At 62.6% G+C, this 25,377-nt stretch carries 15 protein-coding genes; 10 read left to right on the top strand and 5 right to left on the bottom strand.

The genetic code is table 11. The annotated features are described in order from the left end of the window. Positions 1-98: 98 nt before the first annotated feature. Entirely contained in the window at positions 99-1,589 is a 1,491-nt protein-coding gene (locus KW840_RS24370) for an aldehyde dehydrogenase (protein WP_057713922.1), read from the bottom strand. A 525-nt stretch (positions 1,590-2,114) separates the two neighbouring features. Here KW840_RS24370 and peaA point away from each other — a divergent pair. The 4 genes from peaA to peaD all read left to right on the top strand — a co-directional run bounded on the left by peaA (position 2,115) and on the right by peaD (position 6,672). Then, the gene (peaA, locus tag KW840_RS24375) at positions 2,115-3,695 is read left to right on the top strand and encodes a quinohemoprotein amine dehydrogenase subunit alpha (protein WP_218498053.1); all 1,581 of its coding nucleotides are present in this window, start codon (positions 2,115-2,117) and stop codon (positions 3,693-3,695) included. Positions 3,696-3,776: 81 nt separating this feature from the next. Further along, positions 3,777-5,207 carry a quinohemoprotein amine dehydrogenase maturation protein gene (peaB, locus tag KW840_RS24380; protein WP_008056152.1) on the top strand — a complete coding sequence of 477 codons (1,431 nt, stop codon included), beginning with the start codon at positions 3,777-3,779 and terminating at the stop codon, positions 5,205-5,207. A gap of 1 nt (position 5,208) precedes the next feature. Continuing rightward, the gene (gene qhpC, locus KW840_RS24385) at positions 5,209-5,532 is read left to right on the top strand and encodes a quinohemoprotein amine dehydrogenase subunit gamma (RefSeq protein WP_008016081.1); all 324 of its coding nucleotides are present in this window, start codon (positions 5,209-5,211) and stop codon (positions 5,530-5,532) included. Positions 5,533-5,553: 21 nt separating this feature from the next. Beyond that, positions 5,554-6,672 carry a quinohemoprotein amine dehydrogenase subunit beta gene (gene peaD, locus KW840_RS24390; RefSeq protein ID WP_218498054.1) on the top strand — a complete coding sequence of 373 codons (1,119 nt, stop codon included), beginning with the start codon at positions 5,554-5,556 and terminating at the stop codon, positions 6,670-6,672. A gap of 282 nt (positions 6,673-6,954) precedes the next feature. On the opposite strand, the gene KW840_RS24395 is transcribed toward peaD, so the two are convergent. Together KW840_RS24395 and KW840_RS24400 are read right to left on the bottom strand one after the other, a co-directional pair. After that, on the bottom strand, positions 6,955-7,356 hold the full coding sequence (locus tag KW840_RS24395; protein ID WP_090456932.1) for a lysozyme inhibitor LprI family protein: 402 nt from the start codon (positions 7,354-7,356) through the stop codon (positions 6,955-6,957). A 62-nt stretch (positions 7,357-7,418) separates the two neighbouring features. After that, positions 7,419-7,817, bottom strand: a complete 399-nt coding sequence (locus KW840_RS24400; RefSeq protein ID WP_057713926.1) for a GFA family protein — start codon at positions 7,815-7,817, stop codon at positions 7,419-7,421. 197 nt (positions 7,818-8,014) lie between these two features. Between KW840_RS24400 and KW840_RS24405 the strand changes: the two genes are divergently transcribed. Beyond that, positions 8,015-8,503 carry an SRPBCC family protein gene (locus tag KW840_RS24405; protein ID WP_057713927.1) on the top strand — a complete coding sequence of 163 codons (489 nt, stop codon included), beginning with the start codon at positions 8,015-8,017 and terminating at the stop codon, positions 8,501-8,503. A gap of 285 nt (positions 8,504-8,788) precedes the next feature. Here KW840_RS24405 and inhA read toward each other — a convergent pair whose 3' ends face one another. Next, positions 8,789-9,475 carry an isonitrile hydratase gene (inhA, locus tag KW840_RS24410; RefSeq protein ID WP_218498055.1) on the bottom strand — a complete coding sequence of 229 codons (687 nt, stop codon included), beginning with the start codon at positions 9,473-9,475 and terminating at the stop codon, positions 8,789-8,791. Between the two features lie 89 nt (positions 9,476-9,564). Between inhA and KW840_RS24415 the strand changes: the two genes are divergently transcribed. Continuing rightward, a complete protein-coding gene (locus tag KW840_RS24415) occupies positions 9,565-10,548 on the top strand; it encodes a GlxA family transcriptional regulator (protein WP_218498056.1) in 984 nt (327 codons plus the stop codon). Between the two features lie 40 nt (positions 10,549-10,588). Here KW840_RS24415 and KW840_RS24420 read toward each other — a convergent pair whose 3' ends face one another. After that, positions 10,589-12,412: a glycoside hydrolase family 15 protein gene (locus tag KW840_RS24420; protein WP_218498057.1), complete on the bottom strand. Its 1,824-nt coding sequence runs from the start codon at positions 12,410-12,412 to the stop codon at positions 10,589-10,591. 257 nt (positions 12,413-12,669) lie between these two features. Between KW840_RS24420 and KW840_RS24425 the strand changes: the two genes are divergently transcribed. The 4 genes from KW840_RS24425 to KW840_RS24440 all read left to right on the top strand — a co-directional run bounded on the left by KW840_RS24425 (position 12,670) and on the right by KW840_RS24440 (position 25,371). Then, the gene (locus KW840_RS24425; protein ID WP_218498058.1) at positions 12,670-13,842 is read left to right on the top strand and encodes an MFS transporter; all 1,173 of its coding nucleotides are present in this window, start codon (positions 12,670-12,672) and stop codon (positions 13,840-13,842) included. Positions 13,843-14,029: 187 nt separating this feature from the next. Further along, on the top strand, positions 14,030-14,764 hold the full coding sequence (locus tag KW840_RS24430; RefSeq protein WP_218498059.1) for an alpha/beta fold hydrolase: 735 nt from the start codon (positions 14,030-14,032) through the stop codon (positions 14,762-14,764). 259 nt (positions 14,765-15,023) lie between these two features. After that, positions 15,024-24,260 (top strand): non-ribosomal peptide synthetase, encoded by a 9,237-nt coding sequence (locus KW840_RS24435; protein WP_218498060.1) that lies wholly within the window; start codon positions 15,024-15,026, stop codon positions 24,258-24,260. Between the two features lie 52 nt (positions 24,261-24,312). Continuing rightward, on the top strand, positions 24,313-25,371 hold the full coding sequence (locus tag KW840_RS24440; protein WP_218498061.1) for a TauD/TfdA family dioxygenase: 1,059 nt from the start codon (positions 24,313-24,315) through the stop codon (positions 25,369-25,371). Positions 25,372-25,377: the final 6 nt, after the last annotated feature.

Here is a 25,377-nt window from a genome sequence, read left to right on the forward strand (position 1 = left end):
GGGGGGGCGCCTTCGCGGGCAAGCCCGCTCCCACAGGGGAACGCATTCCAATGTGGGAGCGGGCTTGCTCGCGAAGGCGGCCTGAAGGACGCTACGAGTCACAACTTGATCAACACCGACTTCAGCTCGGTGTAATGCTCGATCGCCGCATACCCCATCTCACGCCCGACCCCGGACATCTTGTAGCCTCCGAACGGCAGCGCCGGGTCCAGGGCGCTGTGGCAGTTGACCCACACCGAGCCTGACTTGATGCGCGGAATCATCCGGTGCACCGCCGCCAGGTCATTGGACCAGATGCTCGCGCCCAATCCATACGGACTGTCATTGGCCATGCGCAGGGCATCAGCTTCGTCATCGAACGGGATGGCCACCAGCACCGGGCCGAAGATTTCTTCCTGCACCAGTGAGTGCTTCTGATCGACGTCGACAATTACCGTTGGCTTGACGAAGAACCCCGGGCCGAACTGCTCGCCACCGCAGGCGATGGTCGCGCCGCTTTCCCGGCCCTTTTCGATGTACCCGTAGACGCGTTCCTGCTGGCGCGCCGAGATCAAGGGCCCCATGTCGACGCTCGGGTCCAGGCCGTTGCCGAGTTTCATGGCGTTGGCAATGTCGCTGATGTCCGCCACCACATTGTCGAAGTGCTTGCGCTGCACATACAGCCGCGAGCCTGCGCAGCAGACCTGGCCCTGGTTGAAGAAGATCGCACTGGCAGCCCCGGCCGCGGCGGTTTTCAGGTCGGCGTCGGCCATGACGATGGTCGGTGATTTACCGCCTAGCTCCAGGGTGACCCGGGTCATGGAATCCATGGCGATCTTGCCGATCTGCTTGCCGACGGCGGTGGAGCCGGTGAAGGTCAGCTTGTCCACCAGCGGGTTGTGGGTCAAGGCAGAACCTGCGGTGATGCCGGTGCCGGTGACCACGTTGAATACGCCTTCGGGATAACCGGCTTCCAGCACCAGTTCGGCAAGTTTAAGTGCGGTCAGCGGGGTTTCGTCGGCCGGCTTTAGCACCACGGTGCAGCCGGTGGCCAAGGCCGGGCCGAGTTTCCAGCAGGCCAGCAACAGCGGGAAGTTCCAGGCGACGATGGCACCGACCACGCCCACCGCTTCACGGCGGATGAAGCTGTGGAACTGGTCGTTGGGCATCAGCGGTGCCGACACGTCAACCGTAGAACCTTCGATCTTGGTCGCCCAACCGGCCATGTAGCGCAGGAAGTCGATGGCCAGTTGCACGTCCATCACCTGGGCCACCGCCGCGCTTTTACCGTTGTTCAGGCATTCCAGTTGCGCCAGCAGTTCGGCGTCGCGCTGCATCAGGTCGGCGAGTTTCCACAGCAGGTTCTGCCGCTCCCGGGGACGGGTGCGGGTCCAGGCCGAATCGTCGAACGCCTGGCGGGCGGCGAGCACCGCACGGTCGACATCTTCCGGTGTTGCCCGTGGCACCACGCACAGCACCTCACCGGTGGCCGGGTTGTGCAGGGGCATGGTCTGGCCGTCGGCGGCCTCGACCCAGTCACCGCCGATGAGCATGCGCGGGGCGCGCTGGATGAATGCCGAAGTGGCGGGAAGCAGGTTTGGGAGCGACATTGGCGAGGCCTCTTGTTGTTCGTGAGAACCGGGCTTTCGCAATGCCTGTGCCAGTTGTGTTTTTTCGGCCGCAAGGCCCGATCTAGTGGGGTGATAGATATTTTTCGGGTCACCCTGACATCGATAAACGTCGCAAATTGCGACGACGTGAGACGTCCCGAACACAACACCCTGTAGGAGCGAGCCTGCTCGCGATGGACGAAAGAGCACTACGTTTAGCCTGTAAGCACGCGATATCGTTAACGACCATCGCGAGCAGGCTCGCTCCTACAGAAAACTATGCTTGTCTCAGAGTGAAACAGTTGTCGCGAAATTAAACGTGCAACGCCCATGACGTCTCCCGAAAAAAAACGGTTATTAGTCACAAGTCATTGATTCATTGAAATATTCATAAGCTGGCACGCTCCGTGTATTGCTCATCGCAGACGTTTCTCTTGCCTCCGTCAGCGGATCAAAGCCGGCGGCAGAAACCATAAAAACGATAAGCCACAACAATAAGAACGCACCGTGCGAGGTTCGACGTTGATGAAGAGAAAACTCCGATCAGGCATGAGCGCCAGCCTGCTGGCCGTAGCCGCTTGTGTAGCGCTGCATTCGCCTCATAGCCTGGCAGCCCGCGACGCCCAGACCATCCTCAAGGAAACCTGTCAGGGCTGTCACACCCCCGAAGCCGATAACGCCCTCAGCCGCATCAGCCACCAGCGCAAAACGCCGGAAGGCTGGCTGATGAGCATTGCCCGGATGCAGACCATGCACGGTTTGCAGATCAGCGATGACGACCGTCGCGCGCTGGTCAAATACCTGGCCGACACCCAGGGCCTGGCGCCGAGCGAAACCGACGGCGTGCGCTATGCACTGGAGCGTCGGCTCAATACCGTCGAGCAGTTCGACGACCAGACCAGCCAGATGTGCGGCCGCTGTCACTCCGGTGCGCGGGTCGCCCTGCAACGGCGTCCGGCCCAGGAGTGGGAGCGTCTGGTGAACTTCCACCTCGGCCAATGGCCATCCCTGGAATACCAGGCGCTGTCCCGGGACCGCGACTGGTTCGATATGGCCCGCAAAGAGATGGTGCCGCTGCTGGCCAAGCGTTATCCGCTGGACAACCCGGCCTGGAAAAAATGGCAGAGCGCGGCGCCGAAAGCCGATGCCCTGGTGGGCGACTGGAGCTTCAGCGGCCACTTGCCGGGCAAGGGTGAGCTGGCGGGTGTAATGACCGTGAGTGCCGATGGCAGCGACACCTTCAAGGTCAGCGTCAAAGGCCAGTATGCCGACGGCACGCCGTTCAACGGCGACGGCAGTGCAATCCTCTACACCGGCTACGAATGGCGCGGCAACGTGACCATCGATGGCGTGACCATGCGCCAGGTGTTCGCCGCCCAGGGTAATGCGATGCAGGGCCGGATGTTCGAGGCCGAGCACGACGAGCGTGGCCTGGACTTCGTCGCCGCCAAGCAAGGCTCCAACCGTTTGCTGGCGGTGCAGCCGGGTTATCTGAAGGCCGGCAGTGAAACCGAAGTGACCCTGATCGGCAGCGGCCTGACCGGCAAGCCGGACTTCGGCAAAGGCGTGGAAGTGCTCGAAGTGGTCGAGCAGAGCCCGGAGCGGATCAAGGTCAAGCTCAAGGCCGCCGCCAATGCCCAGCCAGGTTTGCGCGCGGTCAGCGTCGGCACGCTAAAGGGCCCGAGCCTGTCGGTGTACAGCAAGATCGCCTCGGTCAAGGTTGTGCCGGAATTCTCGGTTGCACGGATCGGCGAGGGCGGTGGTTCGACGCCGAAAGTCCAGGGCCGTTTCGACGCGGAAGCCTGGGGCAAGGGCGCTGATGGCAAGCCGTACCGCATCGGTGTGTTCCCGGCGCAGTGGAAAGTCGAGGCCTTCGACGACCGCGCCAGGGAAGACGAAGACGTCAAGTTCGCCGGCACCATGCAGGCCGACACCGGCGTGTTCACTCCGGGCGATGCCGGGCCGAACCCGGCACGCAAGATGTCCACCAACAATGCCGGCAACCTCAAGGTGATCGCCGCCGTCGACGACGCAGGGAAATCCCTGACCGGCGAAGGCCACCTGATCGTGACCGTGCAACGCTGGAACAATCCACCCATTCCGTGAGTTGGCTGACGGCACAGGCTTCAGACACTTTTCGGAATGACCGCAAGCCCCGCCAAGCGGGGCCTGCACAGGAGGTTTGCCATGGGCGCTATCTTGAATCTGGTCGAACGCAACCTGCACGAAGTGCAGGTCGATGCTGACCGCATGCTGTTTCACATCCCCAGCAGTTCGCTGTTCGCCAGCGATGAACTGACGGGCACCATCATCGACACCTTGCGCGGGCCAGGTTGTTCCTCGGACGACCTGATCCAGCGCCTGGCCGCGCGTTTCAACGGCGAGGAAATCACCGAGACCCTGCGCGAGCTGATGGCCCTGGAACTGGTCAGCGACGGCTCGCCGCTGACCCCGGACATCGCCACCAAGCGGGTCGAGCGTACGGCGATCAATACCGTGGTGCTCAACGTCAACACCGGCTGCAACCTGAGCTGCACGTATTGCTACAAGGAAGACCTCGACAAGCCGTCGGCGGGCAAGAAAATGGACGTCGAAACGGCGATCGCCTCGGTGGAAATGCTGCTGCGCGAATCCCCGGACGAAGAGCGTTTCACCGTGGTGTTCTTCGGCGGCGAACCGCTGAGCAACCGCAAGCTGATCGAGTACATGGTCGACTATTGTGAGAAGCGTTTTCGCGAGGCGGGCAAGTTCGTCGAATTTGTCATGACCACCAACGCCACGTTGCTCACCGAAGAAACGGTGGATTACCTCAATGCCCATCGTTTCGGTTTGTCGGTGAGCATCGACGGGCCGAAGACCGTGCACGACCGCAACCGCATCACCGTGGGCGGGCAGGGCACCTATGACGTGGTGCGGCGCAAGGCCGAGATGCTGTTGTCGCGCTACAACAGCCGTCCGGTCGGAGCTCGCGTAACGCTCACCACCGGCGTGACCGACGTCGAAACCATCTGGGATCACCTGTTCAACGAACTGGGTTTTGCCGAAGTCGGCTTTGCCCCGGTGACCTCCGGCGACATCAGCAGCTTCAACCTCACCAGCGATGAACTGGTGCAGGTGTTCGCCAACATGAAGGCGCTGGGTCGTCGTTACCTGGAAGCGGCGCTGGAGCACCGCAACATCGGGTTCTCCAACCTGCACCAGCTCATCACCGACATCCACGAAGGCCACAAGAAAGCCCTGCCATGCGGCGCGGGCCTGAAGATGCTGGCGGTGGATCACAAGGGCGAGCTGAACCTGTGCCACCGTTTTACCGGTTCGAGCCTGCCGACCTTCGGCAACGTCCATAGCGGTGTGAAACAGGTGGAGTTGAACGACTTCCTGTCCCAGCGCCTGGACCGTACCAACACTGGCTGCGAAGACTGTCAGATCCGCAACCTGTGTTCCGGCGGCTGCTACCACGAGAGCTACGCCCGCTATGGCGATCCGACCCACCCAACCTATCACTACTGCGAACTGATGCGTGACTGGGTCGACTTCGGCATCGAGGTCTACACCCGGATCATGGCCAATAACCCTGCGTTCATCAGCAGTTACATCACTCCGCGCAAGGCTCACTGATATGAAACATCTCAAGGCAATCAATAACAAAGCATTGAAGCTGGATCAGGCCGCGGATGAAAACCGCATAGAAGAAGTGGTGGCCATGAGTTCCGTGGCGGGCTGTGCCTCGACCACCGACCCGGGCTGGGAAATCGATGCGTTTGGCGGTGTGTCGTCGCTGTGCCAGCCGATGGAGGCCGATCTCTACGGGTGCTCCGACCCTTGCTGGTGGCCGGCCCAGGTGCCCGACATGATGAGCACCTACCCGGACTGGAACAAGGATGCCCAGGCGTCCAACGACAACTGGCGCAACCTCGGCACTGTCTTCCCCAAAGACAAGTGATCACAGAAGAAGGATTCCAGAATGCGTAACATCAAAGCCTGCGGCCTGGCCGCGTTCGCCGTCCTGAGCAGCTGTTCTGTCAGTGTTCTGGCCGATGAAAATACCGCGCTGCAAGTCGGTCACGAATACATGGTGACCACCAACTACCCGAACAACCTGCACGTGATCGACCTGGCCACCGATACGCTGTTCAAGACCTGCAAGATGCCCGATGCCTTCGGTCCCGGCTCCGTGCAGTTGTCGCCGGACCGCAAGACCGCCTACGTGCTGAACAATCACTATGCGGATGTCTACGGTGTCGAACTGGACAACTGCAAGCAGGTGTTCCACGCCAGCATCACCCAGAAGCCGGGTGAGAAGGCCAGGTCCATGTTCGCCTTCACGGTCAGCCACGACGGCAAGGAACTGTACACCGTCGCCAACCCGACGCTGATGATGAACGATCGCTACGAAGTGCAGCAGCCACGGCTCGACGTGTATTCGACCGATGCCGGCATGGACGCCAAGCCGCTGCGCAGTTTCCCGGCGCCGCGCCAACTGACCATCATGCAGAGCGGTGACGACGGCACGCTGTACGTGGCGGGGGCGGATGTCTACAAGGTCAACGTGCAGAGCGGCAAGTTCGATGTGCTGATCCCCAGCCGGCACTGGAAGCGCCCGAACTACAGCGCGCCGGACGTGCTCTACGTGTGGAACCAGCAGACCTACCGGCATGACTTCTCGCTGCTCTACACCGCGGCGAAATTCAAGGACAAGAAACAGGACCCGGCCACCGCCGAATACCTGTACGGCCTGTTCAGCGTCGACCTGAAGACCGGCAAGACCGAAACCACCGACTTCGGGCCTCTGACGGAGATCTACTTCAGCGGTATGCGCTCGCCCAAGGACCCGAACCTGATGTTTGGCGTACTCAACCGCTTGGCCAAGTACGACATCAAGCAGAAGAAAATGCTCCAGTCCGCCGCGCTCGATCACTCGTATTACTGCATTTCCTTCAACAAGGACGGCAGCAAGATCTACCTGGCGGGGACGTTCAACGACGTGGCGATCTTTGATGCCGACAGCCTGAAGCAGACGGGCAGCATCAAGTTGCCGGGCGGAGACATGGCGATTACCACGGCGCAGATTTTTGTCCGGTAATTGCGGCGCCTGAACTGACGCCTTCGCGGGCAAGCCCGATCCCACAGTGGATTCGCAGTGTGATCACTATTGTGTGAACACCACTGAACCCTGTGGGAGCGGGCTTGCTCGCGATGGCGGCATGTCAGGCAACATCAATGTTGAATGTGCCGACCTCATCGCGAGCAAGCTCGCTCCCACAGTTTTTGTGGTGACGCCGGCATTGCGAGTACACCCTAATCCCCTGTGGGAGCGAGCTTGCTCGCGATGGGGCCCTCAAAAACACCGCAAAAACAGCAAAAATCAAACCCCCGGCACCGGGCAACTCATATCCCCCTCCTGGCACTTCAGATAGTTCTTGAACGTTTGAACCCGTGCCTTGGTCAGTTCCGTGGTGCAGTTGCTGTAAATCAGCGGATACACACTCCCGCCTTCCACCCCGGATGCCGAAAACTTGCACTCGGCATCGCGGAACGCAACCCACGCCCGTTGCGCACCCACCAACTGCTTCTTGCTGTCCGGGTTGCTCTTGAGCCGCGAAGTGATTTGCTGGTACAGCGCATTCAATTCCTTGTCGGCGGCCGCGTTCTGCTGCGCCGCGCACTGGTTCATCGTCGCCTGATCGCTGGCGTTGTCGCAGTCCACGGCGAACGCCATGGAGGTGAACAACAAGGGTGTCAGCGCCAATAAGAAGCGTGGGTTCATGCTGGAGTGCTCGCTGTGACCGAAAGAGAGGTGCAGTGTAGCGCCGAGGGGCATTTGGCTCTCTACGCTTGCCATTGCACGTGCTTTTCCACCGAATCGTATTCAAGCCATGGCACATCGTGAGACGTCCAGATATGCGCTTGGGGCGTCATCCGCGGATCGGTATCCAGCGTCGCCACCCGAACAATCACGTGAGGCTGGGCCGGCCGTTCGGCCATCAGGTGTGAACCGCAGACTGAACAGAAATACCGAAACTTGCCCGGCGACGATTCATGGTGGCTCAGGCGATCCTGGCCTTTGGTCCAGCGAAAATGCTCGCGCATGACTCCGGCGGTCGATGCAAAAGCCGCTGCGTGTGCCTTGCGGCAGGTTTGGCAATGGCAGTGGCTGATGGGCATGTCGAGGCTATCGAGCTCGTATTCGATGGCCTTGCACAGGCAACTGCCGCGCAGATTTTTCATGTCGCTATCCTTTTCCATGCTGTTTCGAGGGCGAACGTTAGCAGTTTCGACCCGCTGACTTTGCGATTGCCCAGAACTTATCCACGCAAATGCAACCGAATATCTCAGGTATGGTTGATTGCTTATCCCGATTGGTACAACTTTAGAGTTGGTCTTGTGGTCTTACTGACCTACTGTTCAAGTACAGGAGGTGACTTATGAACCCAGCATCTGATCGCATCGAAAGGAAAATCCTGCTCAAGGCCAAGCGTTCACAGGTCTGGCGTGTGCTGGCCAATGCCGAAGTGTTCGGACAGTGGTTTGGCGTGGCGCTGGAAGGCAAGCGCTTTGTGGCAGGCGAATGGACCCAGGGGCAGGTTACCTATCCCGGTTATGAACATTTGCGCTGGAATGTACTGGTAGAGCGGGTCGAGCCGGAGCGGCTGCTTTCGTTTCGCTGGCACCCGTATGCCGTGAACCCTGAAGTCGATTACTCCCAGGAACCCACCACCCTGGTGAAATTCGAGCTCGAAGACATGGACAACGGCACGTTGCTCAAGGTCTCCGAGTCCGGTTTCGATCACATTCCCCAGGCCCGTCGCGAAAGGGCTTTCCGCATGGACAGTCGTGGCTGGGAAGAGCAAATGAACAATATCGAGCAGTTTTTGATCGACAATGCCAAAGCCCACGAGCAACAGAGTGGCTGAAGTCGGCTCGAAACCTGAGGCGTCTAAGGGTTTTCGGAGGGTGGTTTATAGCGAATGTCTTACACGCGATGGTAGCGATATCGCCTGTTACAAATTGGATCCGAAGCGTAATCTGGTCTCACCCACTGAAGCACAGGATGTGCTCAGGATCATGGATGATCGACCATATGCAAGGAACGCTACGACAAGGAGTCGTCATGGTCTTGGAAAAACCCGCTTCGGCGGGTTTTTTTTGCGCGCATGAAAAGTCGTGGCGGCAGGAACCGGGTTCCCGCCGCCATTTTTTCACTGTCGATCGAGTTTCGCCGCCGCGCGCTCGGTGATCTGCGCCCGCAGTTTCAACGAGCCGGCAGCCCGCTGGCGAGCCTCTCCCAACACGCTGGCCGGGGCCGTCTCGGGGCTGCCCGCGGTAAACGGCGGGGCCGGGGCGTATTCCAGTTGCAGTTGCACCAACTCGGCGGTGGCCTGGTCGAACAGCTCGGCGGCCAGGGTCAGGGCGAAGTCGATACCGGCGGTGATGCCACCACCGGTCAACAGATTACCGTCACGAACCACCCGGTCTTGCACCGCGATTGCGCCCAGCGGCTTGAGTAGTTCGTGATAGGCCCAGTGAGTGGTGGCGCGTTTGCCCTTGAGCAATCCCGCCGCACCCAGCACCAGCGAGCCGGTGCACACCGACGTGATGTACCGCGCGTTGGCGGCCTGGGCCTTGAGAAAGTCCAGAGTCTGGTCATCTTCCATCAAGGGTCCGACACCACTGCCACCGGGCACGCAGATCACGTCCAGTGCCGGGCAATCATCGAAGGTGGTGGTCGGTTTCAACAGCAGGCCGGTGCTGGCGGTGACCGGCATCAGGTCTTTCCAGATCAGATGCACTTTCACATCCGGCAGCGAGGCCAGTACGTCGTAAGGGCCGGTCAGGTCCAGTTGCTGAACCTGTGGAAACAACAGAAAACCGATCTGCAACGTCATGGTGTTTTTTCTCGTGAAGTGGGTGGACGGTTTGACTCTAGGCTCGTAGGCTTTGGCGCATACGCCAATATCCCCACGAATTACGCCAAATGTCGAAAACCATCCATGTACTCGCTTTCGCCAACGTGCAATTGCTCGACGTCACCGGGCCGTTGCAGGTATTCGCCTCGGCCAACGACATTGCCCGCCAGCAAGGCCTGCCGCCACCCTATGCGCCGACGGTGATTGCCAGTGGCGGCGGGGCGGTGATGTCGTCGGCGGGGTTGGCGCTGTTGGCCGAACCGTTGCCGGATGAGGGCACTGATACCCTGATCATCGCCGGTGGCTGGGGTGTTTACGCAGCGGCGCAAGATGCGCCGTTGGTCGCCTGGGTGCGCGAACATGCCCGTGGCTGCCGGCGGGTTTCCTCGGTATGCACCGGTGCGTTCCTGCTGGCGGCCAGCGGCTGGCTCGACGGCCGGCGCGTGGTCACCCACTGGACCCGTTGCGAGCAACTGGCGCAGCAGCATCCGCAACTGCACGTCGAGCCCAACCCGATCTTCATCAACGACGGCCCGGTCTGGACCTCGGCCGGGGTGACCGCCGGCATCGACCTGGCGTTGGCCATGGTCGAAGAAGACCTGGGGCGCACCATGGCCCTCGAAGTCGCGAGGCAACTGGTGGTGTTTCTCAAACGTCCGGGTGGCCAGTCGCAATTCAGCGTGACCCTGTCACTGCAACAGGAAGGCAACCGTTTCGACGAACTTCACGCCTGGATCAGCGAAAACCTGGCCCACGACCTTGGCATCCCGACTCTGGCCTTGCAGGCCGGCATGAGCGAACGCAGTTTCGTGCGCCACTACCGCGCCGACACTGGCCAGACCCCGGCCCGGGCCATCGAACTGATCCGCGTCGAAACCGCGCGGCGTTTGCTCAGCGATACCGGCGTGCCGATCAAACGAGTAGCGGTGCAATGCGGCTTCGGCAGCGAAGAAACCCTGCGCCGCAGTTTCCTGCGGGCCATGGGCGTGACGCCGCAGGCATATCGGGAGCGGTTTTCGGTCAGTGCCGGCGCAGATCCACTGGTGTCTTGAGCCACCTTTTGCCTGAGTTCGAACATTGTTTAACCCGTGTTCACGGCTGCCAAAACCTCTTCTCCCCACTCAACCTCCGATCCAGAAAGCAAGCCGCACTGATCAATGCCAGATGCGTCAATGCCTGCGGCGTGTTGCCCATGTGCCGTCCATGGCTATCGAACTCTTCGGCATACAACCCCAGCGGGTTGGCGTACCTGAGCAGTTGTTCGAACTCCAGGTGGGCCTTGTCGAGCTGGCCGGCGCGGGCCAGGCATTCGACGTACCAGAACGAGCACGCGGCAAAGGCGCCTTCGCTGCCGGGCAGGCCGTCGATCTGGCTGTCGTCGTTGCGGTAGCGGTAGATCATGCCGTCGCGTACCAGGCTTCTTTCGATGGCTTGCAGGGTCGCCAGCCAGCGCGGGTCGCGGGCGCTGACGAAACGCACCAGCGGCATCAGCAGCATCGAACCGTCCAGGCCGGTGCCGCCGATGTGCTGGACGAAGTGCCCGCGTTCCTCGCACCAGAAGTTCTCCCAGATGTCGGCGTAGATCGCCTGGCGGGTCTGGTCCCAACGCGCGAACGGTGCCGGTAGCGAGCGCTTTGAAGCGAGGCGGATGGCGCGGTCCAGGGCGACCCAGCACATCAGCCGTGAATGCAGGAAATGGTATTGCTCACCACGCATTTCCCAGATGCCGACATCTTTCTGCTCCCAGGTTTCACAGACCTGATCGACCACCTCCACCGTGTGTTTCCAGCCTTCATGGGAGATGGCTTCGCCGTATTTGTTGACCAGGTAAATCGCGTCCATCAGCTCGCCGAAGATATCGAGCTGGACCTGTTCATAGGCCTGATTGCCGATGCGCACCGGTTGTGCGCCACCATGGCCGGACAGGTGCGTCAGCTCGATCTCCGGTAATTCCGGGCGACCGTCGATGGCATACAGGATGTTGAGTTTCATCGGCTTGCCCTGACAGTCGCTGACCCGCCCCCGCAACCAGCGCATGTAGGCGTTGGCCTCTTCGACGAAGCCCAGGCGCATGAATGCATAGACGGTGAACGAGGCGTCGCGGATCCAGGTGAAGCGATAGTCCCAGTTGCGCGAGCCACCAGGGCTTTCCGGCAGGCCGAAGGTGGCGGCGGCGAGAATGGCGCCGTGCTTGCGCGAGGTCAGCAGCTTCATCGCCAGGGCCGAGCGGTTGACCATTTCGCGCCAGCGGCCGCGGTAGTTGGACTGGCCGATCCAGTCGCGCCAGAATTTCAGGGTGCGCTCCAGGCACAGTTGTGCAGCGCCTTCCTTTAAGCGCGGATCGTCGAGGGCACCGAGCAGGAATTGACTGGTCTGGTCTTGTTCGAGGGTGAATTCGGCCACCGCCGCATTGCCGTCGATTTGCAAAACCTGATCCGAAGACAGGCGCAGGGACGGCTGATCGACCGCGTCGAAGGTGACGTCTTTTTCATCCATGCGGGCGCGGGTTTTGGCGCGAGCGTAGTCATGACGCACGGCGCAGCGCATCTGGAAGGTGGCGCGGCCGCTGACCACACGGATCCGCCGTATCAGCAGCGGCAGGTCATCCTCGGTGTCACCGACGGGCAGCAGGTCGGTGACCTCGACCACGGCGCGATCACTGAGCCAGCGGGTCAGCAGCACATTGGTGTCGGGCAGGTAGATTTGTTCGCGACGGGCGTCGGGCAAATCCGGCGATAACTGAAAAATCCCCGCCTCGGGGGTGTCCAGCAGCGAGCAGAAGATCGACGGACTGTCGAATTCCGGCCAGCAGAAAAAGTCCACGCTGCCCTTGTCATTGACCAGCGCCGCGCTGCGCATATCGCCGATGATGCCGTGGGCGTCGATGGGGCTTTGGCGTTCGGGGTGATCAGCCATTGTCGCGAAACTCCGGGAACCTGGGGCCTATTCAACTGACTGGTCGGGGTCGGTGAGAGTTCATTTGGCGAAGGGAGGTGAGTTGTCTGTTCTGGCCCCATCGCGAGCAAGCCCGCTCCCACAGTTGATTGGTGTACGCCGGCCATTGTGGGAGCGAGCTTGCTCGCGATGGGGCCTTCACATTCAACCAACAATTCCACGCTTCCCCCGCAATCAGCCGTTATGGCAACGTGCAGTCCCCTGATGAGACCCGTCCCATGGCAAACCCCTATCGCGAGTTGTTCAAAGCCCCCGGCAGCCGCGCATTCGTGCTGGCCGGAATGATCGCGCGCATGCCGATTTCCATGACCGGCATCGGCCTGATCACCATGCTCTCGCAGTTGCAGGGTGGCTATGCAATGGCCGGCGCGGTGGCGGCGACGTTCGCCCTGGCCACGGCGTTTTGTGCGCCGCAGGTGTCGCGGCTGGTGGATCGATTTGGCCAGGGGCGGATTCTGCCGGTATCGGCGTTGCTGGGCGGTGGGGCACTGTTGCTGTTGTTGCTGTGCACGCGGTTGCAGGCGCCGCACTGGACGCTGTTTTTCTTCGCCGCGCTGGCCGGTTGCATGCCGAGCATGTCGGCGATGGTGCGGGCACGCTGGACTGAGGTGTATCGCGGCCGCCCCGAGTTGCAAACCGCCTACGCCCTGGAGTCGGTGCTGGACGAAGTCTGCTTCATTGTCGGGCCACCACTGTCGGTGGGGTTGTGCGTGGTGGCATTCCCCGAGGCCGGTCCGCTGGCGGCCTTGCTGGCACTGGCCATCGGCGTCACCGCATTCGTCCTGCAGCGCAGCACGGAGCCGCCGGTGCATCCCCATGAAGAGTATCACCAGGGCTCGATCATCCGTTCCCGCGACATTCAGTTGCTGATGCTGTTGATGGTCGCCATGGGCACCATTGTCGGCGTGGTGGACGTGGTCAGCGTCGCCTTCGCCCAGCATCAGGGCCAACCGGCGGCGGCGAGCATCGTGCTGTCGGTGTACGCCATCGGCTCGTGCCTGGCCGGGTTGGCGTTCGGCGCACTGCGCTCGAAAGTGCCGCTGGCGCGCCTGTTCCTGTACGGCGGGGTGGCGACGGCGGTGACCACCTTGCCGTTGTTGCTGGCGACGAACATTTTCGGTTTGTCATTGGCGGTGTTTGTCGCCGGCCTGTTTTTCGCGCCGACGCTGATTGTCGCCATGGCCCTGGTGGAGCAGATCGTACCGCCGGCCAAACTCACCGAAGGCCTGACCTGGCTGGTCACCGGCCTGAGCATCGGCGTGGCGATCGGCGCCGCCGGCTCCGGCTGGCTGGTGGACGCCTTCGGCGCGCGCAGCGGGTTCTGGCTGGCGATTGCGGCGGGGGCAGTGGTGCTCGGTTCTGCGATCCCGAGCTATCGTCATCTGAAATAGAGATTCAATGCTGGAAACAGCCTCCTGTGGGAGCGAGCTTGCTCGCGATGACGGTGTGTCAGGCACTCATGATGTCGACTGACACTCCGCTATCGCGAGCAAGCTTGCTCCCACAGGGTTACTCACATGGCTAATTCTTTGGGCACCTCATCCGTTCTCTTAGCAGACAACTCTCGAGGAAAGCCCGGTGACCCCGCTGACATTGCTGTGCCTGCCCTATTCGGGCGCGAGTGCCATGGTCTATAGCCGTTGGCGGCGAAAACTGCCGGAGTGGCTCAAGCTGCAACCGGTGGAGCTTCCGGGGCGGGGCGCGCGCTACGGTGAGCCCTTGCACACCGACATGCGCCGTCTGGCGCTGCAATTGGCCCAGGAACAGAAAGCCACGCTCAAGGCGCCGTACGCGTTGTTCGGGCACAGCATGGGGGCGCTGCTGGCCTGCGAGATGGCTCACGCATTTCGCTCGCTGGGTTGCCCGGAGCCGGTAGCGCTGTTCGCCTCGGGCACCGCCGCGCCGACCCTGCGCGTCGACTACGACCGGGGCTTTGCCCAGCCGAAAACCGACGCCGAACTGATCGAGCAATTGCGCACCCTCAACGGCACCAGCGAAGAGATCCTGGCCAATGAAGAGTTGATGAGCCTGACCCTGCCGGTGCTGCGCGCAGACTTCCTGCTGTGCGGGCGTTTCGAGCCGGTGCAGCGCCCGTTGCTCAGGTGCCCGGTGCACGTGCTCGGCGGCAAGGCCGACCGCGCCACCACCGAACAGTTGATCGGCTGGAGCCAGGAAACCCGAGGCAGTTTTTCGGTGGACATGCTGGCTGGCGGGCACTTCTTCATCCATGAGCAGGAAGCGAAGGTGCTGCGGGTGATCAAGGATCAGCTTGAGGTGCATCATCGGCGGCTTTCCATGGCTGCTGTGGGTTAACACCACTCCAAAATTCTACCCGATCCCTGTGGGAGCGAGCTTGCTCGCGATGGCGTCGTGTCAGCCGGCAATAATGGTGCCTGACACGCAGCTATCGCGAGTAAGCTCGCTCCCACATTTTTGATTTTCAGTAGCCCCTAATTTCGCGTTTCACTCCCTCCTGATACTTGTTCCCATCCGCTAATTTTTCCCGCCTGCATTCGTTTTATAGGGACGACGCGCCCTTGCGCCTGCTGCCTACTGATGCGGATGCCGATAGATGAATGCTGAAGACTCCTTGAAACTCGCTCGCCGGTTTATCGGGTTGCCCCTGGAAAAGCGTCAAATGTTCCTTGCGGCCTTGCACAAGGAGGGCGTGGATTTCGCCCGTTTTCCGATTCCGGCCAGCATCGAGGCTGAGGATCGCCTGGCGCTGTCGTACGCCCAGCAACGCATGTGGTTTCTCTGGCAACTGGATCCCCACAGCGGTGCCTACAACCTGCCGGGCGCGGTGCGGCTGACCGGTCGCCTGAACCTGTCGGCGCTGGAACAGGCGTTCGCCAGCCTGGTGGCGCGGCATGAAACCCTGCGCACGGTGTTCGCCCGTCAAGCCGATGACAGCCTGTTGCAAGTCCCGGCCACCGCGCCGCTGGTCATCGAGCAGGTGGATTTCAGCGCACTGCCCGCCGAGGAGCGCGAACGTGCCGTGGCTGAAACCGCCGAACAGCAATCGGTACTGCCGTTCGATCTGTCGACCGGTCCGCTGCTGCGGGTCACCTTGCTCAAGCTCGCAGGGCTTGAGCACGTGCTGTTGCTGACCCTGCACCACATTGTCTCCGACGGCTGGTCGATGAACGTGCTGATCGACGAATTCATCCGCTGCTACGACGCCTTCGATGCCGGCACGCAACCGCAGCTGACGCCGCTGCCTATCCAGTACAGCGACTACGCCCTGTGGCAGCGCCGCTGGCTGGAGGCGGGCGAGCAGGCGCGGCAACTGGCGTACTGGCTGACGCAATTGGGCGATGAACATCCTGTGCTGGAACTGCCGCTGGATCATTCGCGCCCGGCGATGCCGAGCTATCGCGGTACCCGCTACGAATTCGCGGTCCAGGCGCAACTGGCCGAGCAACTGCGCAGCACCGCGCAGAATCACAACATCACCCTGTTCATGCTGTTGTTCGGCGCTTTCAACACATTACTGCATCGCTACACCGGGCAAACCGACATCCGCGTCGGCGTGCCCATCGCCAACCGCAACCGCGCGGAAATCGAAGGCCTGATCGGCTTCTTCGTCAACACCCAGGTGCTGCGTACCCAACTGGACGGCCAGACCCGGGTCGACGACCTGCTGCGCGCCATCAAGGAAACCGCCCTTGGCGCCCAGGCCCATCAGGACCTGCCGTTCGAACGCCTGGTCGAAGCGCTGAAACTGGAGCGCAGCCTCAGCCACACGCCGCTGTTCCAGGTGATGTACAACCACCAGCCGCATGTAGCCGACATGGCCTCGGTCAGCACTGCGTCCGGCCTGGAGCTGGGCAGCATCGACTGGCAAAGCCGCACCACCCAGTTCGACCTGACCCTCGACACCTGGGAGAAGGGCGGCAAGCTGCACGCCGCGCTGACCTACGCCAGCGACCTGTTCGAGGCCGATACCATCGCGCGCATGGCCCGGCACTGGACGCGCCTGTTGCAGGCGATAGTCGACGACTCGACACAAAAAATCGGCGAGTTGCCGATGCTGACGGCGGATGAGCAGCAAGTGCTGGTGCAGGACTGGAACCGCACCGCCGAGATCTATCCGGTCGAGCAGTGCATGCACCAGTTGATTCAGGCCCAGGCCCGACGCACCCCCGGCGCGCCGGCACTGGTGTTTGGCGATCGTCAGCTCAGCTACGCGCAACTTGACGCCCGCAGCAATCAACTGGCGCACTGCTTGCGCGAGCAGGGTGTCGGCCCGGATGTGCTGGTGGGGATCTGTGTCGAGCGTTCACTGGAAATGGTCATCGGCCTGCTGGCGATTCACAAGGCCGGTGGTGCCTACGTACCGCTGGACCCGGAATACCCGGCTGAACGCCTGGCCTACATGATCGAAGACAGTGCGATTGGCTTGCTGCTCACCCAAAGCACTTTACTCGGCGCACTGCCCACCGAGGGCGTCAAGGTCATCGCCCTGGATCAGGAGCAAGACTGGCTCGACGGCTACAGCGAGTCCTGCCCGCCAGTTGAAGTGCATCCACTGAACCTGGCCTATGTGATCTACACCTCCGGTTCCACCGGCAAGCCCAAAGGCGCCGGCAACAGTCACGCGGCGCTGGTCAACCGCTTGTGCTGGATGCAGCAGGCTTACGGGCTGGATGGCAGCGACTCGGTGTTGCAGAAGACCCCGTTCAGTTTCGACGTATCGGTGTGGGAATTCTTCTGGCCGCTGATGACCGGCGCGCGCCTGGTGGTGGCACCGCCGGGGGCGCATCGTGAACCGGCGCGGTTGATCCGCCTGATCGGTGAGTACGGCATCAGTACGCTGCACTTTGTGCCTTCGATGCTCCAGGCGTTCATCCACGAGCCGGGTGTCGAGGCGTGCACCGGTCTCAAGCGCATCGTCTGCAGCGGTGAAGCCTTGCCGCTGGATGCCCAATTGCAGGTGTTCAAAAAGCTGCCGGGTGCCGGGTTGTACAACCTTTACGGCCCGACCGAGGCGGCCATCGACGTCACCCACTGGACCTGCATCGACGAAGGCGCCGACAGCGTGCCCATCGGCCGGCCCATCGCCAACCTGCGCACCCATGTGCTGGATGCACAATTACTGCCGGTTCCGGCCGGCGTGGCGGGGGAGTTGTACCTCGGTGGCGCCGGGCTGGCGCGCAGTTATCACCGGCGTCCGGCGCTCAGCGCCGAGCGTTTTGTGCCGTGCCCCTTCCATGACGGTGCGCGCTTGTACCGCACCGGCGACCGCGTGCGGCAGCGCGCCGATGGGGTGATCGAATACCTCGGGCGCCTCGACCATCAAGTCAAATTGCGTGGCCTGCGCATCGAACTGGGGGAAATCGAAACCCGGCTGATGCAGCATGCGTTGGTGCGTGAGGCCGTGGTGCTGGTGCAGGGCGGCAAGCATCTGGTGGCGTATCTGGTGCTGGAAAACGCCGACACCGATGCGCAGTGGCCGCAAACCCTCAAGGCCTGGCTGCTCGACAGCCTGCCGGAATTCATGGTGCCCACCTACCTGATGCCGCTGGACGCCTTGCCGGTGACCGCCAACGGCAAGCTCGACCGCAAGGCTTTGCCGCCACCCGACGCCACGCCGCAACAGGCATTCGTTGCGCCACAGGATGCGATGCAGATCGCGCTGGCGCAGATCTGGCAAGAGGTGCTGGGCGCAGAACGTGTGAGCCTCGAAGACAATTTCTTCGAGCTCGGCGGCGACTCGATCATTTCCATCCAGGTGGTCAGCCGTGCCCGCCAGGCGGGCATTCGCCTCAGCCCGCGGGATCTGTTCCAGTACCAGACCGTGCGTAGCCTGGCGCTGGTCGCGGCGTTCGACAGCCGCAGCACTGTCGATCAAGGCCCGGTCAGTGGCGAGGTGATCCTGACCCCGGCACAGCATTACTTCTTCGAACAGGCCATCGCCCAGCGTCAGCACTGGAACCAGTCGCTGCTGCTGACGCCCCGGGACGCGTTGAATCCTGAGGTGTTGGAGCAGGCCTTGGTTACCGTCATCAACCATCACGATGCCTTGCGCCTGCGCTTCATCGACGGTGCCGAAGGCTGGCAGCAGCGCCACGCAGCGCCAGTCGAGTCAGCTGGATTGTGGCAACGTCGGGCGTCTTCGACCGAAGCCTTGACCGCCCTGTGCGATGAAGCCCAACGCAGCCTCGATCTCGCAAGCGGGCCGCTGCTGCGTGCCTTGCTGGTCAGCCTCGACGATGGCAGTCAGCGCCTGTTGCTGGTGGTTCATCATTTGGCCGTGGACGGGGTGTCATGGCGGGTGTTGCTCGAAGACTTGCAACAGGCTTACCGGCAAGTGGCACTGCCCGAGAAAACCAGCGCCTATCAAGCCTGGGCCGCGCATCTGCAACAGCATGCCGGCGCCTTGCCTGGGCAAATGCCGTACTGGCAGGCGCAACTGGCGGACGCCCGGGACCTGCCGTGCGACAACCCCAAGGGCAGCTTGCAGCAGCGCCACGGGCACAAGATCGAATCGAAACTGGATGAGGAACTGACCCGCCAGTTGCTGCAACAGGCCCCGGCGGCCTATCGCACCCAAGTCAATGATCTGTTGCTCACGGCGTTGGCGCGGGTCATCTGCCGCTGGAGCGGGCAGGGCTCGACGCTGATCCAGTTGGAAGGCCACGGCCGCGAAGACCTGTCCGACGACCTCGACCTGAGCCGCACCGTCGGCTGGTTCACCAGCCTGTTTCCGCTGCGCCTGCAACCCGAGGCCGGGGTGGCAAATTCGATCAAGTCGATCAAGGAGCAACTGCGCGCCATTCCCGGCAAAGGCCTGGGCTATGGACTGCTGCGCTACCTGGGCGAACCGGCGCAGCGCCAGGCCCTGCAAGACTTGCCGGCGCCACGGATCACCTTCAACTACCTGGGGCAGTTCGACCGTCAGTTCGACGACGCCGCGCTGTTCGTCCCAGCCCCGGAAAGCGGCGGCCAGGCTCAGGGCGACGATGCACCGCTGGCCAACTGGCTGACCGTGGAGGGCCAGGTCTATGGCGGGCAGCTCTCGCTGCAATGGGGCTTCAGCCGTGACATGTTTGCCGAGTCCACGGTGCAGCGACTGGCCGATGCCTACACCGAAGAACTCAAGACGCTGATCGAACATTGCTGTGCGACAGCGCCAGGCCAGGTTACACCGTCGGACTTCCCACTGGCGCGCATCACCCAGGCACAACTCGATGCCTTGCCTGTTGCGGCGCCGGCCATCGAGGACGTTTACCCGCTGACGCCGATGCAACAGGGCATGCTGTTCCACACCCTGTACGAACCCCAGGCCGAGGCCTACATCAATCAATTGCGCCTGGACATCCAGGGGCTGGAGCTGGCGGCATTCGGCCGGGCCTGGCAGGCGGCGATCAACCGACACGACATCCTGCGCAGCAGCTTCCACTGGCTGGGGCTTGAGTGCGCGCATCAGGTGATTCATCGCCAGATCGACCTGCAACTGCAAGTGATCGAAGCAGCCGACATCGATCTCGATGCACTGGCCGCCGAGGAGCGCAGCCGTGGCTTCGAACTCAGCGCCGCGCCATTGTTCCGCCTGCTGCTGGTGCGTCGGGGCAGTGAAGGCTGGCACCTGATCCATACCAGCCATCACATCCTCATGGACGGCTGGAGCAACGCCCAGTTGCTCGGCGAAGTGATCCAGCACTATGCCGGCCAGACGTTGGCCAGGCCGTTGGGGCAATACCGCGACTATCTGGGCTGGATTCAACAGCAGCCGCTGCTGGCCGCCGAACAGTTCTGGAGACAGGCGCTGGCGCCGCTGGAAACGCCGACGCTGCTGGCGCAAGCCTTGCCGACGCCTGCCCATGGGTACGGCATGGGTGAACATCAATTGACCCTTGAAAGCGCCGCGCTACAGCGCCTGAGCGATTTTGCCCGCCAGCAGAAAATCACCCTCAACACCTTGCTGCAAGGCGCTTGGGGCCTGCTGTTGCAACGCTACACGGGCCAGTCCTGTGTGGCGTTTGGCGCAACGATTGCCGGACGCTCCGCGCCGCTGCCGGGCATAGAGCAGCAGTTGGGGCTGTTCATCAACACCTTGCCGATCATCGCCGCGCCGCAAGCGGGGCAGTCGGTGGCCCAGTGGCTCAACGACCTGCAAGCCCTGAACCTGAGCCTGCGCGAGTTCGAACACGTGCCGCTGTACGACATTCAGGGCTGGGCCGGGCAACAGGGGGCGCTGTTCGACAGCCTGCTGGTGTTCGAGAACTTCCCGGTGGCCGAAGCCCTCAAGCAAGGGGCGCCGGCGGGCCTGACCTTCGGTGCGCTGCACAATCACGAAATCACCAGTTACCCGCTGACCCTGGGCATCGAAGTCGGCGCCAGCCTGCGCCTGGATTTCAGTTTCGACCGAACCCGGTTCAGTGCCGCGCAGATCAGCCAGTTGGGCGCCAGCCTGTTGCAGGTGCTGGAGCAGTTCGTCGCACAGCCACAACAGGCATTGGGCGCGGTCAGCTTGCTGGATGCACAGGCGCAAGCAAAGGTGCTGGCGTGTTCCCGTCCGCCGGCGCCGCCAATCGATAGCCCGTTGTTGGCTCATCAGCGGTTTGAGCAACAAGCGGCACGCACCCCCGATGCGCTGGCGGTGATGGTCGGTGACGAGCGCCTGACCTACGCCCAGCTCAATGCGCAGGCCAACCAGCTCGCCCATCGCCTGCGTGCCCAGGGCGTGGCGCCGGGGCAGCGGGTGGGCCTGTCGGTGCGGCGCAATGCGCAGATGATCGTCAGCCTGATGGCGATCCTCAAGTCCGGCGCCGGTTATGTGCCGCTGGACCCGGATTACCCGGCCGAGCGCCTGGCCTACATGATCGAAGACAGCGGCATGGACCTGCTGCTGGCGCAACCGGGCCTGCTGGCCGATGTAGCGCTGCCGCAAGGTTTGCCGCGCCTGGCGCTGGAGCCGGGCGCAGACACCGGATATTCCACCGACAACCTGATCAACCTCGCCAGCGCCGAAGACCTGGCCTATCTGATCTACACCTCCGGCTCCACCGGACGCCCGAAAGGCGTGTGCCTGGCCCATGCCGCACTGCGCGAGTTTTGCGTGATCGCGGCGCACTATTCACAACTCACCCCGCAAGACCGCGTGCTGCAGTTCGCAACGTTCAGCTTCGACGGCTTTGTCGAGCAGTGCTACCCGCCATTGTGCGTGGGCGCGGCGCTGGTGATGCGCGGCGATGAACTGTGGGACACCGACACCCTCTATCGCCAGATCATCGAGCATGGCGTGACCCTGGCGGATTTGCCGGCGGCGTACTGGTTCCTGCTGTCTCAGGAGTGGGCCGCGCACCCGCAGCGGGACAAGGGGCGTTTGCGTCAGGTCCACGTCGGCGGCGAAGCCATGTCGCTGGAAGGTTTGAAGCTGTGGCACGCCGCCGGCCTGGGCGATGTGCGCCTGCTCAACACCTACGGGCCAACCGAAGCCACGGTGGTGTCCAGCACCCACGAATGCACACTGGCCGATACCCGCAATCACATTGGCGTGCCCATCGGCAAAGCCCTGCCGGGGCGTGCGCTGTATGTGCTGGACAGCGAAGGCCACCTGCTGCCGACCGGTTGCGTCGGCGAATTGTGCATCGGCGGCGACGCAGGCCTTGCCCAGCGTTATCACCAGCAACCGGGCTTGAGCGCCGAGCGCTTCATCGCCGATCCGTTTTCCGGCACGCAGGGCGCGCGGCTGTACCGCAGCGGCGACCTGGCGCGCTATCGCGAGGACGGTGCGCTGGAGTACCTGGGACGCATCGATCATCAAGTGAAAATCCGTGGTTTCCGGGTTGAGTTGGGTGAGCTGGAAGCGCATCTGCAAGGCTTGCCGATGATCAGCGAAGCCGCAGTGCTGGTGCATGAAGGCGTTGGTGGCAAGCAATTGATCGGCTACGTAGTGCCGGCCAGTGATGAATGGCTGAACTCAGATCCCCGTCAACTCACCGACACCGTACGCCGCGCCCTGGGCGAGCGCCTGCCGGACTACATGCTACCGGCGCAACTGGTGTTGCTGGCCGCGTTGCCGCTCAACCGCAACGGCAAACTCGACCGCGCCGCGTTGCCGGCCCCGCAGGTCTGGGAGGCCGAAGTCGGCAGCGCCCCTCAAGGCGCACTGGAAATCGAACTGGCGCAGATCTGGCAGCAGGTGTTGCAAGTCAGTCGCGTCGACCGCGAAAACAGCTTCTTCGAATTGGGCGGGCACTCGTTGCTGGCGACGCAAATCGTCTCGCAGATCCGCCAGCGCCTGGGCCTTTCGGTGAGTTTGCGCAGCCTGTTCGAACACCCGCGCCTTGAAGATTTCGCCGCTCAGGTGCAGGCGCTGCAACACAGCTGTGAGCGCCCGGCGCTGGTGGCGGATACCTCTGGCGAACGCCAGCCGTTGTCCTTTGCCCAGCAGCGCTTGTGGTTCCTGTGGAACCTGGAACCGGACAGTTCGATGTACAACATGCCGGGTGCCTTGCGCCTGCGCGGCGAACTGAACCTCGACGCCCTGCGCCGAACCTTCGAAACCCTGGTGCAACGTCATGCCGTGTTGCGCACCACCTTTTACGAAGAAGACGGCCAGGCCTGGCAGCGGGTGCACAGGCAATTGCCGTTGAGCTTCGAGGCCAGCGACCTGCGGCATCGACCGGCGCCGGACGTCGAAGCGCAGCAACTGGCCCGCGAGGAGGTCGCCCGGCCATTCGACCTGCGCCACGGTCCGTTGCTGCGGGTGCGGGTGCTGCGGGTCGCGGATGACGAACATGTGCTGTTGCTGACGGTGCACCACATCGTCGCCGATGACTGGTCGTTCCGCGTCCTGATCAATGAATTCGTCACGCTCTATCCAACCCTCAACCGTGGCCAGACCCCGCAACTGCCGGCGCACAGCGTGCAGTACGCCGACTTCGCCAAATGGCAGCGCCAGTGGCTGGAGCAGGGCGGCGAGTTGCAGCGCCAACTCGACTACTGGCAGCAGCGCCTTGCCGAGCCACAAGCGGTGCTCGAGTTGCCCGCCGATGGCGACCGGCGCACGGCGCAAGAGGGTGCCAGCGCCCATTTCACCTTCAGCGCCGAACTCAGCCAGCAGGTGCGCGACTTTGCCCAACAGCGCGATCTGTCGCTGTTCATGCTGCTGCTGGCCGGTTTCACCCTCGTCCTGCGCCAGCGTACCGAGGTCAGTCGGGTGCGTATCGGCACCGATATCGCCAACCGAAATCAAGCCGAGCTTGAAGAAATGGTCGGCTTCTTCGTTAACCAATTAGTACTGCAAGTGGAGGTCGATGCCGAGCAGTCGGCGGCGCAGTTGCTGGAGGCCTGTCGCCGGGCGGTGCTGGAGGCTTCGGACCATCAGGACCTGCCGTTCGAGCGTCTGGTGGAAGCCTTGCGCTTGCCGCGCCGGGCCGGCCGTTCGCCGCTGTTCGACATCAAGCTGATCTACCAGGAAGGCGTCGGTCGCTTGTCGTCGATGGAGGGCCTGGAGGTCGAGGACTTCCCGTCCGGGCGCCAGGCCGCCGAGATCGGCATGGTCGCCGCGTTCTACAACGATGCCGAGCACATCCACCTGAGTTTCGAAACGCCGGTGGGCCAGTACCTGCCGAGCACGCTGGAGTGTTTGTTCGAACAGATCCGGGCGGTACTCCAGGTGCTGATACGCGCTGACGGAGTGCGGGTCGGTGAGTTGCTGGACCTGGCCGCCGATGTGCAACGCCGTGCCGATGCGCGCTTGAGCGAGCAACGCAAGGCGTTGCTCGGCAGCGCCATGGCGATCAAGCGCCGCTCGGCGAACCGTGGCGCACCGGCGACGCAATCCGCGGCGGACTGATTCAGTCGGCGGCGCCTTTGAGCGCCGCCGTCAACATTTTCTGGAGGGGTTTATGACCATTTCAACGACCAAGTCCATTCCCAAGATGGGTCGTGGTGCCCGCAAGAGCCTGTCCACCGATCCGACGCGGCTGGTGAGTTTTGCGCCGATGTTCGAAGGCCTCAGCATGCCGCTGGTGTGCCGTCCGGCCGTGTCCGGCGTGAGCCTGGTGGAATGGGCGACCCAGAATCGCGCGCTGATCGAAAGCAAGCTGCTGGAACACGCGGTGATCCTGTTCCGTGGCTTCCAGGTGGCGGATATCGGCGAGTTCAACCGCTGTGTCGACGGGATTTCCGGCGGTGCCCTGGAGTACCTGTTCCGCGCCTCGCCACGGACCCAGATCAGCGGCCAGTTCAAGATCTACAGCTCCACCGATTACCCTGCGCCGGAGAAAATCTTCCCGCACAACGAACACTCGTACTCGCCGGTGTTCCCGCGTCACCTGTACTTCTACTGCGACACGCCGTCGACCACCGGCGGTGAAACACCCTTTGGCGATACCCGCCGGATCCTCGCGCGGATCGACCCGGCGGTGCGCGAAGAGTTTGCCCGCAAACGCATCATGTACGTGCGCAACTACGGCGACGGCATGGGCCTGCCATGGCAGACCGTGTTCCAGAGCGAGGATCGCAGCGAAGTCGAGGCCTACTGCGCCAAAATCGGCATCCAGGCCGAATGGAAGCCGGGCAACCGCCTGCGCACCCGGCAGAACGGCCCGGCCATCGTGCGCCATCCACTGACCGGCGAGCGCATCTGGTTCAACCACGGCACCTTCTTCAACGCACTGACCCTGCCGGACAGCATCCGCGACAACCTGCTGCGTGAATTCGGCCCGCAAGATTTGCCGCAAAACACCTTCTTCGGCGACGGCTCGCCGATTCCCGAGGACGTGATTCGTCACCTGCAAGGCATCTACCGCGAGGTGATGGTCGAGTTCGCCTGGGAGAAGGGCGACGTGGTCCTGCTCGACAACATCCTCAGCGTGCATGCGCGCAACGAATTCACCGGCTACAGAAAAATCCTCACGGCCATGGCCATCGCGCAGAAAAGCGCCGACCTGGATCAGGAATAAGGACAC

The organism is Pseudomonas sp. PDM30, from assembly GCF_019218985.1.
Classification (GTDB): Bacteria; Pseudomonadota; Gammaproteobacteria; order Pseudomonadales; family Pseudomonadaceae; genus Aquipseudomonas; species Aquipseudomonas jessenii.

What these genes read in the sequence shown, in the direction of transcription:
- KW840_RS24370 (WP_057713922.1), bottom strand. Translation starts at nt 1,589, where the DNA reads ATGTCGCTCCCAAACCTGCTTCCCGCCACTTCGGCATTCATCCAGCGC.
- peaA (WP_218498053.1), top strand. Translation starts at nt 2,115, where the DNA reads ATGAAGAGAAAACTCCGATCAGGCATGAGCGCCAGCCTGCTGGCCGTA.
- peaB (WP_008056152.1), top strand. Translation starts at nt 3,777, where the DNA reads ATGGGCGCTATCTTGAATCTGGTCGAACGCAACCTGCACGAAGTGCAG.
- qhpC (WP_008016081.1), top strand. Translation starts at nt 5,209, where the DNA reads ATGAAACATCTCAAGGCAATCAATAACAAAGCATTGAAGCTGGATCAG.
- peaD (WP_218498054.1), top strand. Translation starts at nt 5,554, where the DNA reads ATGCGTAACATCAAAGCCTGCGGCCTGGCCGCGTTCGCCGTCCTGAGC.
- KW840_RS24395 (WP_090456932.1), bottom strand. Translation starts at nt 7,356, where the DNA reads ATGAACCCACGCTTCTTATTGGCGCTGACACCCTTGTTGTTCACCTCC.
- KW840_RS24400 (WP_057713926.1), bottom strand. Translation starts at nt 7,817, where the DNA reads ATGAAAAATCTGCGCGGCAGTTGCCTGTGCAAGGCCATCGAATACGAG.
- KW840_RS24405 (WP_057713927.1), top strand. Translation starts at nt 8,015, where the DNA reads ATGAACCCAGCATCTGATCGCATCGAAAGGAAAATCCTGCTCAAGGCC.
- inhA (WP_218498055.1), bottom strand. Translation starts at nt 9,475, where the DNA reads ATGACGTTGCAGATCGGTTTTCTGTTGTTTCCACAGGTTCAGCAACTG.
- KW840_RS24415 (WP_218498056.1), top strand. Translation starts at nt 9,565, where the DNA reads ATGTCGAAAACCATCCATGTACTCGCTTTCGCCAACGTGCAATTGCTC.
- KW840_RS24420 (WP_218498057.1), bottom strand. Translation starts at nt 12,412, where the DNA reads ATGGCTGATCACCCCGAACGCCAAAGCCCCATCGACGCCCACGGCATC.
- KW840_RS24425 (WP_218498058.1), top strand. Translation starts at nt 12,670, where the DNA reads ATGGCAAACCCCTATCGCGAGTTGTTCAAAGCCCCCGGCAGCCGCGCA.
- KW840_RS24435 (WP_218498060.1), top strand. Translation starts at nt 15,024, where the DNA reads ATGAATGCTGAAGACTCCTTGAAACTCGCTCGCCGGTTTATCGGGTTG.
- KW840_RS24440 (WP_218498061.1), top strand. Translation starts at nt 24,313, where the DNA reads ATGACCATTTCAACGACCAAGTCCATTCCCAAGATGGGTCGTGGTGCC.